The 12960-nt window shown below is 61.1% G+C and carries 13 protein-coding genes; 8 read left to right on the forward strand and 5 right to left on the reverse strand.

Annotated features, from left to right (window positions below; genetic code table 11):
* Nucleotides 1-62 precede the first annotated feature (62 nt).
* On the forward strand, nucleotides 63-1616 hold the full coding sequence (locus HHJ17_RS13825; RefSeq protein WP_296506132.1) for an acetyl-CoA hydrolase/transferase family protein: 1554 nt from the start codon (nucleotides 63-65) through the stop codon (nucleotides 1614-1616).
* 10 nt (nucleotides 1617-1626) lie between these two features.
* On the opposite strand, the gene HHJ17_RS13830 is transcribed toward HHJ17_RS13825, so the two are convergent.
* Entirely contained in the window at nucleotides 1627-2475 is an 849-nt protein-coding gene (locus tag HHJ17_RS13830) for a PA4780 family RIO1-like protein kinase (protein ID WP_296506133.1), read from the reverse strand.
* A 182-nt stretch (nucleotides 2476-2657) separates the two neighbouring features.
* Between HHJ17_RS13830 and HHJ17_RS13835 the strand changes: the two genes are divergently transcribed.
* The 5 genes from HHJ17_RS13835 (at nucleotide 2658) to HHJ17_RS13855 (ending at nucleotide 5856) form a co-directional block, all read left to right on the forward strand.
* Complete coding sequence (locus HHJ17_RS13835; protein ID WP_296506135.1) at nucleotides 2658-3110, forward strand: hypothetical protein; 453 nt, start codon at nucleotides 2658-2660, stop codon at nucleotides 3108-3110.
* Nucleotides 3031-3888, forward strand: a complete 858-nt coding sequence (locus HHJ17_RS13840; protein ID WP_296506137.1) for a hypothetical protein — start codon at nucleotides 3031-3033, stop codon at nucleotides 3886-3888. The genes HHJ17_RS13835 and HHJ17_RS13840 overlap by 80 nt, the downstream gene beginning before the upstream one ends.
* A 141-nt stretch (nucleotides 3889-4029) precedes the next feature.
* A complete protein-coding gene (locus HHJ17_RS13845; protein WP_296506139.1) occupies nucleotides 4030-4608 on the forward strand; it encodes a cytochrome b in 579 nt (192 codons plus the stop codon).
* A 23-nt stretch (nucleotides 4609-4631) separates the two neighbouring features.
* Entirely contained in the window at nucleotides 4632-5219 is a 588-nt protein-coding gene (locus tag HHJ17_RS13850; protein WP_296506141.1) for a YceI family protein, read from the forward strand.
* 61 nt (nucleotides 5220-5280) lie between these two features.
* Nucleotides 5281-5856 (forward strand): YceI family protein, encoded by a 576-nt coding sequence (locus HHJ17_RS13855; RefSeq protein WP_296506142.1) that lies wholly within the window; start codon nucleotides 5281-5283, stop codon nucleotides 5854-5856.
* A 29-nt stretch (nucleotides 5857-5885) separates the two neighbouring features.
* Here the strand turns inward: HHJ17_RS13855 and HHJ17_RS13860 are convergent, their stop codons facing one another.
* From HHJ17_RS13860 to HHJ17_RS13875, 4 genes are all read right to left on the reverse strand, one after another.
* On the reverse strand, nucleotides 5886-6944 hold the full coding sequence (locus HHJ17_RS13860; RefSeq protein ID WP_296506143.1) for a TAXI family TRAP transporter solute-binding subunit: 1059 nt from the start codon (nucleotides 6942-6944) through the stop codon (nucleotides 5886-5888).
* A gap of 1 nt (nucleotide 6945) precedes the next feature.
* A complete protein-coding gene (locus HHJ17_RS13865) occupies nucleotides 6946-7695 on the reverse strand; it encodes a zinc ribbon domain-containing protein (protein WP_296506145.1) in 750 nt (249 codons plus the stop codon).
* Nucleotides 7696-7969: 274 nt separating this feature from the next.
* On the reverse strand, nucleotides 7970-9475 hold the full coding sequence (locus HHJ17_RS13870; protein WP_296506147.1) for a CoA-acylating methylmalonate-semialdehyde dehydrogenase: 1506 nt from the start codon (nucleotides 9473-9475) through the stop codon (nucleotides 7970-7972).
* A 13-nt stretch (nucleotides 9476-9488) separates the two neighbouring features.
* Entirely contained in the window at nucleotides 9489-10832 is a 1344-nt protein-coding gene (locus tag HHJ17_RS13875) for an aspartate aminotransferase family protein (RefSeq protein ID WP_296506379.1), read from the reverse strand.
* Between the two features lie 97 nt (nucleotides 10833-10929).
* Here HHJ17_RS13875 and HHJ17_RS13880 point away from each other — a divergent pair, with 97 nt between their 5' ends.
* Entirely contained in the window at nucleotides 10930-11868 is a 939-nt protein-coding gene (locus tag HHJ17_RS13880) for a LysR family transcriptional regulator (protein ID WP_296506149.1), read from the forward strand.
* A 103-nt stretch (nucleotides 11869-11971) separates the two neighbouring features.
* Nucleotides 11972-12955 (forward strand): HlyD family efflux transporter periplasmic adaptor subunit, encoded by a 984-nt coding sequence (locus HHJ17_RS13885; protein ID WP_296506151.1) that lies wholly within the window; start codon nucleotides 11972-11974, stop codon nucleotides 12953-12955.
* The last annotated feature ends 5 nt before the right edge of the window (nucleotides 12956-12960 follow it).

The following is a 12960-nucleotide window of genomic DNA, read 5'->3' on the forward strand; positions in this document are numbered from 1 at the left end:
CGCCAAGCCCTCTGTTGGTCGCTGCGCTCTTCAACTTTATAGACATCAAAGGAATTCAAAAAATGCAAGATAAGCATCAGGACCGTATCCGTTTGCCCTTATTGAGAGCGCGTGTGACCAGCGCCGCCAAGGCGGCGGAGTGGATACAAGACGGCATGACCATTGGCATGAGCGGCTTTACCCGCGCGGGCGACGCCAAGGTGGTGCCGATGGCGCTGGCCGAACGGGCCCGCAACGAAAAACTGAAAATCACGCTGATGACCGGCGCCTCGCTGGGCAGCGATGTCGACAAGACACTGACCGAAGCCGGCGTGCTGGCACGCCGTATTCCGTTCCAGGCCGATCCGGTGTTGCGCGCCGCCATCAATCGGGGCGAGGTGATGTATGTGGACCAGCACCTGTCCGAAACAGTCGAGCTGTTGCGGACCCGGCAGATGGCACCGATCGACATTGCCATCATTGAGGCCATCGCCATCACCGAGACCGGCGCCATCATCCCGACCACGTCGGTCGGCAACAGCGCCAGCTTTGCAATTCTGGCCGACAAGGTGATCGTCGAAATCAACATCACCCAGTCGCTGGAACTCGAAGGCCTGCACGACATCTTTATTCCCAAGCACCGTCCGCAACGCGAACCGATGCCGTTGATGACGCCGCATGACCGCATCGGCACCACGGCGATCGAGATCCCGGCCGACAAAATCGTTGCCATTGTTTTCACTGAAAAGCTGGACAGCTCCTCGACCATCCTGCCGCCAGACACTGAGACCGCGGCCATCGCCGCGCATCTGGTCGACTTCTTCAAGGACGAAGTGGCACAAGGGCGCCTGACCGAGAGCCTGCTGCCCATGCAGGCTGGCATTGGCACCATCGCCAACGCCGTGATGGGCGGCTTCATTGACAGTCCGTTCCAGCACCTGACGATGTATTCCGAGGTGCTGCAGGATTCGACCTTCGACTTGTTCGACGCTGGCAAGCTGGATTTCGCCTCCGGTTCCTCGATCACCCTGTCGTCGCAGAAAAGCAAGGAAGTCTTCGGCCATATCGGCAAATACAAGGACCGTCTGGTGCTGCGCCCGCAAGAAGTCAGCAACCACCCGGAAATCATCCGGCGTCTGGGCATCATCGCCATCAACACCGCGCTGGAAGCCGACATCTACGGCAACGTCAATTCAACCCACGTGCTGGGCACGCACATGATGAATGGCATCGGCGGCTCGGGTGACTTTGCGCGCAACGCTTACTTGTCCGTTTTTGCCACCAAATCGATTGCCAAAGGCGGCAAAATATCGAGCATCGTGCCGATGGTGTCGCACGTCGACCACACCGAACATGACGTGGACATCATCGTCACCGAAGTCGGCTTGGCTGACTTGCGCGGACTGGCGCCGCGCGAGCGGGCCGAGGTCATCATCAACAACTGCGTCGCCGAACCCTATCGGCAAATGCTGCACGACTATGTGACGGAAGCCCAGCTGCGCGGCGGACACACGCCCCATATGCTGGAAAAAGCGCTGTCATGGCACACGCGTTACCGGGATACGGGCTCCATGCTGACCCACGAGAAAGAAGCGGAAATTCTGGCGCAAGAAGCCATCAGTCTGGCCAACGCCTAGGATCGCTCCGTCACTGCGTCGTCTGCATGCGCAGACGGCGCGCCGCGTCCTCGGCGCGGGCATCGTCAATCTCGCGCATCAAGCCACCGACATCGACGGCCCCGGCCTTGCGCTCGAAATGACCTGTCAGCACCACCGCCGGGTCGAGCACCCCGCGTTGGTACAGGTCCCAGATCTCGGGGCCAAAGTCGGTCTGCAGCAGCTCCGGTGCAAACTGGCCGAAGAAGTTGCGCAGGTTGGCTACATCGCGCAGCAGCATGCGTTGGGCGTGGTTGTTGCCGGCGGCGTCCACCGCCTGCGGCAGATCGATGATCACCGGGCCGTCCTCTGCCAGCAAAATATTGAACTCCGACAGGTCGCCGTGCACCACACCGGCGCACAGCATCCGCATGACCTCGATCAACAAGGCCGCATGATGCGCCCGCGCCTGCTCGGGCGTGAGCGCCACGTCGTTCAGCCGCGGCGCCGCGTCGCCGTGCTCATCGGTCACCAGCTCCATCAGCAGCACGCCATCGCAAAAATTGTGCGGCTTGGGCACGCGCACGCCGGCATCGGCCAGGCGGTACAGCGCGTCGACCTCGGCGCTCTGCCAGGCGGCCTCTTGCTTTTCGCGGCCAAAGCGGGTGCCCTTGGCCATGGCGCGCGCTTCGCGCGAGTTTTTGACCTTGCGGTTTTCGGTGTAGTCCACCGCTTGGCGGAAGCTGCGCTGCGTGGCCTCTTTGTAGATTTTGGCGCAGCGGGTCTCGTCGCCACAGCGCACCACGTAGACCATGGCCTCTTTGCCGCTCATGAGCTGGCGCACGACCGTGTCAATCAGGCCTTCTTCAACTAACGACTGCAGTCTCGGGGGTGTTTTCATGGACGCTATTTTGCACTGCGCGCGCCTGAGCGGACACACGTCGTCTGTATACGCATCATGCAGGGCAAACTGACCACGCGGACACCGATCCACGTGGTAATTCTGGAAAAACCAGAATTACCCTTGCCACACTGGCGACTGTTCTGGTCAGCCTCGGGTCGCTGGCGTTTTATGCCAGCCAGATGCTGCGCGACGATATGCAACGCCTGTTGAGCGAGCAACAATTCGCAACGGCTTCTTTCACGGCCGCCCAAGTCAACCAGGAGCTGGACGACCGGTTTAACTTGCTGGGAAAAGTCGCCAAGATTGTGGGCCCCGCCATTCTGGGCAATACGACGTCCTTGCAAGCCATGCTGGAAAACCGCCCGGCGCTACAGGAGTTTTTCAACGGCGGTTACATTGCCTACCGGCTTGATGGCACCGCGCTGGCCGCAGCCGCTGCACGAGTTCGAGGCCTTGGCGAAGCGGGTTTGACGCTTGAGGAATATCAAGCTGCTGCAAACGCACGGTCCTACAGTGGATTTTTTCTGCTGTTGCGGCCCAGGTGGAGATGCGATGACAAAACTGCAGGTGGCGGTGATTGGTTTGGGCCGCTTGGGCCGGGCGTGTGCCGAGGCGCTGATCGACGACAGTGAGCTTGGGTTGGCGGGGGTTGTGCGCCATCCCGACGCGCCAGGCACCTTGCCTGGCCGCCTGCAGCGCTTTGCCGTCGCTTCGCATGTCAGAGAGCTGGCGGACGTCAAGGCGGCACTGGTGTGCGTGCCGGCTGATGCGGTGCTGGGCGTGGCGCGCGAACTTTTTCAGGCACGCATTCCAATTGTTGAATGTGCCTGTTTCGAGGGAAAGGCCATGGAGGCGCATCATGCCGCGCTTGACGAGGCGGCGGACAACCATCATGTGGCGGCGGTGGTCGCGGCCGGCTGGGAGCCTGGTGTCCTGCCCTTGCTGCGCAGCGCCTTCGAGATGCTGATTCCGCGCGGCCAGACCCTGTTTCACCGGCACCCTGGTCTGAACCTGCACCACACCACGGTCGCCGCGGGCATTCGGGGTGTCAAGGACGCGCTTGCCGGTGAATATCCTGGCGAGAATGGCTCGACACAGCATTATGTATATGTCGAACTGGCGCAGGGCGTGGCGCTTGCGCAGGTTCAGGCGGCCATTGCCGCCGACCCCCTGTTTGCCGGTGACGTTACCCAGGTATTTCAGGTGGAGTGCCTGTCCGAGCTGGAAGGCGAGGAAGGGCTCGGCGTCGTGTTGGACCGCCGCGGCAGCGCCACCCACGGCCCGCACGAGAGCCTGCTCCTGGAAGCGCGCTTCGATCACACCTCTTTTTCGGCCCGCGTCATGCTTGACGCCGCGCGCAAGCTCCCCCGCTTGCGCCGGGGTGCGCACCGTTACGCGCTGGGACTTTGAGCGGCAAGCGGGCGTGGACCAGCTATTCAAAAAAAATGAACTTAAACTTCAATTCAATTGAACTTGTTTAAATACATTGACCTCTAAACTTTGATCCGTTCACAGGCTACGCCTTGTGAAATCAATTTTAGGAAGTCTGACGTGACCGTATCTCCCTCCTCTGGCCCGACGCAGGTTGTGGCCCGCTACACGCTGTTGGCCATCGCGCTGCACTGGCTGCTGGCGCTGGTCATTCTGGCCATGTTCGCGGTTGGCCTCTACATGGCCGACCTGCCGTTTTCGCCCTTGCGCCTGAAACTCTACAACTGGCACAAATGGGCGGGTGTGACTTTTCTGGCACTGACCGTCTTGCGTCTGCTGTGGCGCGTGACCCATCGGCCACCGGCCTTGCCACCAGCCGTCACCAAGGCCATGCCGGGTTGGCAAACGCGCGCTTACCATGCCACCCATTACCTTTTATACCTGCTGTTTTTTGCCGTGCCGCTGATTGGCTGGGCCTACAGTTCGGCGGCAGGGTTCCCGATTGTCTGGTTTGGCCAGCTTCCGCTGCCGGACCTGCTGTTAAAGAACAAGGAACTGGCCGACATGATCAAACCATTGCACGAACTTTCGGCCTATGCCTTGGTGGGCCTGGCGGGCCTGCACCTCGCTGCCGCCCTCAAGCACCACTGGGTGGACCGCGACGGTTTGCTGTCCCGCATGTTGCCCGGCCGAAGCTGAAACTTTTTTACAAAGCACCCCTCATGAAATCGACTTCTCTCCTTCTCTCTTTGACAGCTTCTTTGTTGCTGGCCAGCGCGTTGCCGGTGGCGGCGCAGCAAAAAAATGCGCCGCAAAAACTGATTCCGGCGCAAAGCGACATTGGTTTTGTTTTTAAGCAAATGGGCGTGCCGGTAGAAGGCCATTTCAAAAAGTTTGAGGGACAAATCAACTTTGACGCGGCCAAATCAGCCACCAGCAAAGTGGCCTTTACGGTCGATATCGCCAGCGCCACGCTGGGCTCACCCGAGACCGATGCCGAGTTGCCCAAGGCGGTCTGGTTCAACACGGCCAAATTTCCGCAAGCCACGTTTGCCTCATCTGGATTCAAGGCTTTGGGGGTTGGCAAATATGAAGTGACCGGCAAGCTCAGCATCAAAGGTCAATCGCGCGATGTGGTGGTGCCCGTCACCATGACCCAGGCCGGCGCGGTGACGACCGCCGTTGGCGTATTCCCGATCAAACGCCTCGGCTTCAAGATTGGCGAAAACGAATGGGCTGACACCTCGATGGTGGCAGATGACGTCCAGGTCAAATTCAAGCTGGCTTTGAACGGTGTCGGCAAGCTCTAAGCTATTTCCACGGTTCTCTTTTTTCAATTTCTTCTTCAACCCCTACTTCTGGAGCTATTCAATGCGTTTCTCTCTTCTGTCTGTCGCCGCTGCTGCCACCCTGCTGGCGGGTGCGACCCAAGTTCAAGCGGCCAACTACGCCATTGATCCCAGCCACACGTTTGTGACGTTTGAGATTGGGCATTTCAGCACCTCCACCAACCGGGGTCGCTTTGACAAAAAAGAAGGCACCGTCCAGTTTGACCGCGCGGCTAAAACCGGCAAGGTCGAGATCGTGATTGACACCGCGTCCATCAACACCGGCACGGCACCGTTCAACAAGCACCTGCAAAGCGCTGAGCTGTTTGACTCGGCCAAGTTCCCTACTGCGACATTCGCCGCCGATAAATTCAGCTTCAGTGGTGACAAGGTGTCGGAAGTGACGGGCACCTTGACTCTGCTCGGCAAGACCCAGCCGGTGACGCTCAAGGCGAATAACTTCAATTGCTACGACAGCCCCATGGTCAAACGTGAAGTGTGCGGTGGCGATTTTGAAACGACGATCGATCGCACCCAGTTCGGCATGAACTACGGCATCGATTGGGGCTTCCCCAAGAATGTGCGTCTGCTGATCCAGATCGAAGCCATCAAGCAGTAAATCCGTGCAGCTTGGCCAAATTGGCCGGCTTATTTGCACAGACCCAGAATCCGTTCCTGCTGCGAGCACAGCTTGGCTGGGCGTGCTTTCGTTAGCTGGCCCCGCATTGGTTCGCCAGCGATGCAGGAGCGGAGTTCACGCGCCGTTGCGGGAAAGTAAAACCAGCCGCGCCCGAGCTCGGGCAAAGCAAGGTCAACCTCGCGCCACTTCGGGTGTCCTTTTTCCTGCAAGGTCGAGAAGTTCTGGCAGAGCGAACGCGCAAACTGCCGCAGGTGGCGCTCGGTGTCCTTCAACTGGAAATCGTAGGTGACCAGAAAAGCCTTGACCGCCACGCCGGGAAGGTCCGCCGTCAGCAGGTTGGGGTAATTGCTGGCCCGTACTGTCGCTGGAAAATAGGTCTTGAGCACCGCCTGACTAGAGGGGTGGCTAGGATCAAACTTGAGCAGTTTGATCAGTTTGCGGGACTCGGGTTTCATGTCGACGAGCAGTTTGGCCGGCTGGCCGGCGACAACGGCCACCACGTCAATCGACTTGTCCGTGACCAATTTGGCCAGTGCCTCTTCGTTTGACAGGTAGCTGGTGTTCGCGTCCGCCATGGGTTCGTCATACATCAGGCGGTAGAGCGTCGCCGAGGTCAGCGCGGTGCCGCTGCCTAACTCGCCGGCATTGATCTTCGCATTCTGGATCTCGTGGATGTAATTTCGATCCGAGTCAGCGCGCACGATAAAGTAGATTTCCTCGTTATACAGCGGCATGATCACGCGCAGCGGCCGAATCATGGCGCCTGCCGCTGCATTGCCATTCGCGGCCATGTCGAGGAATGACTGGTAGACGTCCGACTGCACCAACGCCAGTTTCATGCCCTGTTCGTAGCGGAGCCGTCGAACGTTTTCTGCCGAGCCGGCCGACGGCACGGACTCGAGCTGGATGTCGGCGGCAGGCGCGACATACTGGGCGAGATCACGCCCGATCTTGATATAGGTTCCCCGCTCGGACGCGGTCGCGATCTTGTATTCGACAGCAGCGATTGCCGCCGGACCCTGACACAGCATTGCTGCCAGCAGCGTGTATAAGACCATTTTTTTCATGCTATTGCTCCTCGTTTTTTGAACTTGAACTGCAGATACCGAGCGCTGCGACGCTGTCCGGGCATTCCTTGAGTAACGTTGGCTCTCGGCGCTTGATAGCGGTCGCTTGGTTCGCCGCGGATGTCCGCACACTCAGCATGGCGCCAGCCGCCGCTGGCGCAGGCGACTCCGGTTCGGTGGAGGTGGCCGTGACGGCTGCGGGTTTGGGCGTCGTGTCTGGGCGCGCTGGCGCTTCTTCCACCAGCGTCGCTACCGGTGGCGGTGGGACGGTGGTCGCCATCGGGAGGCCGGACACGCGTGGGGCAAACGGTATGACGCCTTGTGTCTTCGTGAACTCAGCCGACTGCTCGGAGTAGTACTCACCCGACATCACAATTGCCACGAACAAGAGCGTCAGTGCGGCCAACTGCAAGGTGCGTCGCGACAGCCTCGCCGGCTTGTTCTGCGTTGCGGCGACGACCTGTCCCGGTGGAAGATTGGCGGGCTCCGCCTCATTGAGCGCTGGCACGGCGGCGTTGCGCCCGGATGCTGCCGGCAGGGTGAAGCTCGCGCCGCATTTATGGCAGCCTTTTTCGGTTCGTTTGTTGAGCGCACCACATCGGTCGCAGGGCTGCAGGTGCAGCTCCGAGCCACAGTTATTGCAGAAGCTGGCCCCAGCTGGATTGAGATGGTTGCAGAAAAGGCACTGAAGATAGGGTAGCGGCGACATCTCGAACATGTGACCTGGTTGGGTAGGCAAAGGCGCGTTCATGCCATGGTGAATCCTGATCAGCAAGTCCCGCGTCAGGACTGAATGAGCGCAACGGTTTCTTCGGTATCCAGACGGCAAAAACGGGGGTACCAATGTTGATCGTGCCGCCGCTCAACATATTCCCGAGTGCTTGATTTAATCCAGAGGTTGGCGCCTGGTACTTGCGAAAACTCAAAAAGAAGCAAACCCGAGACCCCGTTGATCGGGTGCGCGCCAACAAAAAACACCCGCTGACGCCAGCGCGTCAAGCGGGTGTTTCAGGGTGCGAGTCGGGTTAACGGTTGCTCGGAAAACTAAACGCGGTTCCCTCCCGCACCCCGGCCGAGGGCCAACGCTGGGTGATGGTTTTACGCTTGGTGTAAAAGCGCACGGCGTCCGGACCGTAAGCGCCAAGGTCACCAAACAGCGAGCGCTTCCAGCCGCCAAACGAGTGGTAGGCCACCGGTACCGGCAGCGGTACGTTCACGCCCACCATGCCGACCAGAATGTTATCGCTGAAGTAGCGCGCGGCTTCGCCGTCGCGGGTGAAGATGCAGGTGCCGTTGCCGTACTCGTGGGCGTCAATCAAGTCCATCGCTTCCTGCAGGGTGTTGACCCGCATCACCCCCAGCACCGGGCCAAAGATTTCTTCCTGGTAAATCGTCATGCCCGGTTTGACATGGTCGAACAGACAGGCGCCCAGGAAGTAACCACGTTCATGGCCGGGCACCGTGATGGAGCGACCATCGACCACCAGCGTGGCACCCTCGGCCACGCCTTGATCGACAAAGCCTTTGACCTTGTCGAAGTGCACTTGGGTCACCAGTGGGCCCATGTCATTGCTGGCATCGGTGCCGGGGCCCACTTTCATCTTGGCAATTTCGACCCGCAGGCCGGCCACCACCGCGTCGGCAACGGCATCACCCACCGCCACCACCAGCGGAATCGCCATGCAGCGCTCGCCGCACGAGCCGTAAGCCGCGCCCATCAAGGCGCTCACGGCGTTGGCGACGTCGGCATCGGGCATCACCACGGCGTGGTTCTTGGCCCCGCCCAGCGCCTGCACGCGCTTGCCATTGGCACAGCCGGTGGCATAAATGGTTTCGGCAATCGGGGTCGAGCCGACAAAGCTGATGGCCTGCACGCGCTTGTCCGCCAGCAGCGTGTCCACCGCCTCCTTGTCGCCATTCACCACGTTGAGGACACCCGGTGGCAGGCCGGCCTGCAACGCCAGTTGCGCCACCAGCAGCGCACTGCTGGGGTCGCGCTCGGACGGTTTCAGCACAAAGGTGTTGCCGCAGGCGATGGCCATCGGCCACATCCACAGCGGCACCATGACCGGGAAGTTGAACGGCGTGATGCCGGCCGTGACGCCCAAGGGTTGAAACTCGCTCCACGAGTCCACCCCGGTGCCGACGTTTTTGCTGTGCTCGCCCTTGAGCAACTCCGGCGCGTAGCTGGCGTACTCGACGTTTTCAATGCCGCGTTGCAACTCGCCCATGGCGTCGCCCACCACCTTGCCGTGTTCGGCGGTGAGCAGGGCGCAGATTTGTTCGGCGTTTTCTTCCAATAAAACTTTGAGCCGGCTCATGACCCGCGCCCGCTTGAGCGGCGGGGTGGCGCGCCAGGCCGGGTAGGCGGCGTGGGCGCTGGCAATGGCTTGCTCGACTGTGGCCTTGTCGGCCAGCAGCAGGCGCTTTTCAGCCTGGCCGGTGGCCGGGTTGAAGACGTCTTGTGAACGGCTGCCGCCGGCGACCAGCTGGCCGTCAATCAGGTGTTGAATCAGGGGAAGGTTTTGCATAGAGGGCGTGAGTTCAGGCGGTTTGGTTGATGGACTCGCCCAGCGCATTGATCAGGCTGTCGATCTGCGCCGGGGTGGAGATGAAGGGCGGTGCCAACTGGATGGTGTCGCCGCCGTAGCGCACGTAAAAACCCTTGTCCAACATGGCCATGGCGATCTCAAAGGGCCGGCGCGCCGGCTCACCCGGCGCGGCATCGATGGTGATGCCGGCGGCCAGGCCGTAGTTGCGGATGTCGGTGATGTGCTTGGTGCCCTTGAGGTTGTGCACCGCGCCTTCGAAATACGGCGCCATCGCTTTCACCTGTCCCACCATGTTCTCCTTCTCCAGCAAGTCCAGCGTCGCCAGGCCGACGGCGCAGGCGACTGGGTGCGCCGAGTAGGTGTAGCCGTGCGCGAATTCGAGCATGTAGTCAGGCCCGCCCTGCGCCATGAAGGTGTCGTAGATGTCTTTTTTGACCAGCACGGCGCCCAGCGGTTGCGAGCCGTTGGTGATCTGCTTGGCCACATTCATGATGTCGGGCGTGACGCCAAAGGCCTCGGCGCCGGTCCAGGCACCGCAGCGGCCAAAGCCGGTGATCACTTCGTCAAAAATCAGCAAAATATTGTTGGCCGTGCAGATGTCGCGCAGGCGCTGCAGGTAGCCCTGCGGCGGGATCACCACGCCGGCCGAACCGGAAAACGGCTCGACGATGACCGCCGCAATGTTGCTGGCGTCATGCAGCGTGATGAGGCGCAGCAGGTCGTCGGCCAGCTCGGCGCCCTGGCTCGGCATGCCGCGCGAAAAAGCGTTGCTCGCCAGTTGCGTGTGCGGCAGGTGGTCGGCGGCGATGCCCTGGCCGAACATCTTGCGGTTGGCCGCGATGCCACCGACCGAGATGCCGCCAAAGTTGACGCCGTGGTAGCCCTTTTCGCGTCCGATCAGCAGCGTTTTGCTGGCCTGCCCCTTGGTGCGCCAGTAGGCGCGCGCCATCTTGAGCGAGGTGTCAGCCGACTCGGAACCGGAACCGGTGAAGAACACATGGTCCAGCCCGGTGGGCGTCAACTCTTTCAACTTGTTGGCCAGCGCGAACGACAGCGGGTGGCCAAACTGGAAGGCAGGCGAATAGTCCAGCGTCGCCATCTGGCGCGTCACCGCTTCGGTAATCTCCGTGCGGCCATGGCCCAAGCCGCTGCACCACAGGCCGGACAGACCGTCAAAAATCTGTTTGCCGTGCTGGTCGGTGTAGTAGCAGCCCTTGGCACTCACCATCATGCGCGGGTTGGCCTTGAAGTTTCGGTTGCCGGTGTAGGGCATCCAATGCGCCTCTAACCAGGCGGCATCCGTGCGGAGGGGGGCGAGGGCGTTGGCTTCGGTCATGTTCATGGCGGTTCCAGAATGAAGGGGTGAATGGGCGATTCTGATTGGCTCTGTTACTCTTATAAATGTATAAATATCACTATTAAGTTATCAATTTATGAAAGTAAAGCGTCATGCCGCCTTGGGTCAGGTGAGCGACATGGACATTCGCTTGCTGCGGGTGTTTAAAAGTGTGGTCGAGTGCGGCGGCATGGCGGCGGCTGAGTTGGAGTTGAACATTGGCATCTCCACCGTCAGCCGCCATATCAAGGACCTGGAAACCCGGCTCGGGCTGACCCTGTGTCGCCGGGGCCGGGCCGGTTTTGCCCTGACGACCGAGGGCCAACAGATATATGCCGAGACCTTGCGTCTGCTGGCCGGGGCCGATGCCTTTCGCAGCCGTGTGGACGAGATTCACCAACGTATGGGCGGGCAGCTCAATATTGCGGTGTTTGACAAAACCGCCAGCAACCCGGCCGCGCATCTGGGCGAAGCCATCGCGCTGTTTTCCGAGCGGGCGCCCGATGTGAGTCTGCACTTGCATGTGGCGCCCCTCAACGCGATTGAACGCGGGGTGATGGACGGGCAGTTTCAGGTCGGGGTGATTCCGGGCCATCGCAGCTCGGATTCTCTGGCTTACGACGAACTGTTCAGCGAGACCATGTTCTTGTACTGTGGCGCGCAGCATGGTCTGTTCCAGGCCGCGCCGCGGGCGATGACCTGGGACGAGTTGCGTACGCAGCCTTTCGCTGGCCTGGGCTACCACTCGCCCAATATGGAAATCAGCCAGCAGGTGCGCCTGACACGCCAGGCCACCGGCTACGACCAGGAGTCGATTGCCACGCTGATTCTGTCCGGCAAGTACCTGGGATTTTTGCCTGACCATTACGCACAAGCCTTTGTGCGCAGCGGCCAGATGCGCGCCATCCAGCCGGACTTGTTTCGCTACGCCTGCAGTTTTTTCAGCATCGTGCGGCGCTCGCCGTTGCCGTCCCGGGTGACCCGCGCGTTTCAGGATTGCCTGCTGAAAGCGCATGCAGCGGCGACTTTCGATTGATTTCAGCACCGTTGTTGTTGTCCCGAGGGATGGGCCGGGAAAACCCTGGGCTATACTTTTAAAGTAACTGACTAGCCAGTCAATAACATCGATAAAAACCACCATGACGCGCACCCTCTCCACCAAGCAGAAGCTCTTTATCGTGATCGTGCTGCTGGCCGCCCTCGGCGCCGGCTTGGCCGCCTGGTTGCTGCGGGCGCCCGAGCTGGCGACCGGCATTGCGTTCGGCAATGGGCGGCTGGAGGCGCTTGAAGTCGATGTGGCGACCAAGATCGCGGGCCGGCTGGCCAGCCTGACGCCGCGCGAAGGTGAACGGGTGGAAAAAGGGCAGGTGGTGGCCACGCTGGATGCCGAGGACATCGCCGCGCAATTGCGTGCCGCCGAGGCGCAAGTGCGCCAAGCACAGGAAATGACGCGCGAGGCCAAGGAAGGCGTGCGCCGGGCCGGGACTGATGTGACGCTGGCGCTCAAAACAATGCAACGCTCGCAGGAACTGGTGCAAAAAGGCTTCATCACCGGCGACAAGTTGGACCGCGACCGCAGTGCGCAACAAAGCGCCGAGTCCGGCCTGGCCGCGGCACGCGTGCGGGTGGCCGAGTCCGATGCGGCGGTAGAAGCGGCAGTGGCCAGGGGCCAGAGCCTGAGCGCCACGGTCAATGACACCGCGCTCAAGGCGCCGATCAGCGGGCGTGTGCTCTACCGTTTGGCCGAACCGGGCGAAGTGGTGGGCGCCGGCGGCAAGGTGCTGACGCTGCTCGACCTGTCCGACGTCTACATGACCATTTTTCTGCCCACCGCCGAGGCCGGCAAGGTCCGGATCGGCAGCGCGGCGCGCATTGTGCTCGATGCGCTGCCGGACCAAGTGCTGCCGGCCACGGTCAGCTTCGTGGCGCCACGGGCCCAGTTCACACCGAAAGAGGTGGAAACGCGCAGTGAGCGCGAGAAGCTGATGTTCCGCGTCAAGGTCAAGGTGGATGCCGCCTGGCTGGTGCAGCATCAGGACATCACCAAAGGCGGCATGCCGGGCATGGCCTATGTGCGCACCGATGGCGGCCAGGAGTGGCCGGCCAAGCTGCAGACGCGGTAGTCCGC

The sequence above is a fragment of the Rhodoferax sp. genome (assembly GCF_012927445.1).
Lineage (GTDB): Bacteria > Pseudomonadota > Gammaproteobacteria > Burkholderiales > Burkholderiaceae_C > Rhodoferax.

Excerpts from the sequence above, each read along its gene's own strand:
- HHJ17_RS13860 (WP_296506143.1), bottom strand. The coding sequence starts at position 6,944 with ATGAAAAAAATGGTCTTATACACGCTGCTGGCAGCAATGCTGTGTCAG.
- HHJ17_RS13880 (WP_296506149.1), top strand. The coding sequence starts at position 10,930 with ATGAAAGTAAAGCGTCATGCCGCCTTGGGTCAGGTGAGCGACATGGAC.
- HHJ17_RS13830 (WP_296506133.1), bottom strand. The coding sequence starts at position 2,475 with ATGAAAACACCCCCGAGACTGCAGTCGTTAGTTGAAGAAGGCCTGATT.
- HHJ17_RS13835 (WP_296506135.1), top strand. The coding sequence starts at position 2,658 with ATGCTGCGCGACGATATGCAACGCCTGTTGAGCGAGCAACAATTCGCA.
- HHJ17_RS13825 (WP_296506132.1), top strand. The coding sequence starts at position 63 with ATGCAAGATAAGCATCAGGACCGTATCCGTTTGCCCTTATTGAGAGCG.
- HHJ17_RS13875 (WP_296506379.1), bottom strand. The coding sequence starts at position 10,832 with ATGACCGAAGCCAACGCCCTCGCCCCCCTCCGCACGGATGCCGCCTGG.
- HHJ17_RS13840 (WP_296506137.1), top strand. The coding sequence starts at position 3,031 with ATGACAAAACTGCAGGTGGCGGTGATTGGTTTGGGCCGCTTGGGCCGG.
- HHJ17_RS13850 (WP_296506141.1), top strand. The coding sequence starts at position 4,632 with ATGAAATCGACTTCTCTCCTTCTCTCTTTGACAGCTTCTTTGTTGCTG.
- HHJ17_RS13885 (WP_296506151.1), top strand. The coding sequence starts at position 11,972 with ATGACGCGCACCCTCTCCACCAAGCAGAAGCTCTTTATCGTGATCGTG.
- HHJ17_RS13855 (WP_296506142.1), top strand. The coding sequence starts at position 5,281 with ATGCGTTTCTCTCTTCTGTCTGTCGCCGCTGCTGCCACCCTGCTGGCG.
- HHJ17_RS13870 (WP_296506147.1), bottom strand. The coding sequence starts at position 9,475 with ATGCAAAACCTTCCCCTGATTCAACACCTGATTGACGGCCAGCTGGTC.
- HHJ17_RS13865 (WP_296506145.1), bottom strand. The coding sequence starts at position 7,695 with ATGAACGCGCCTTTGCCTACCCAACCAGGTCACATGTTCGAGATGTCG.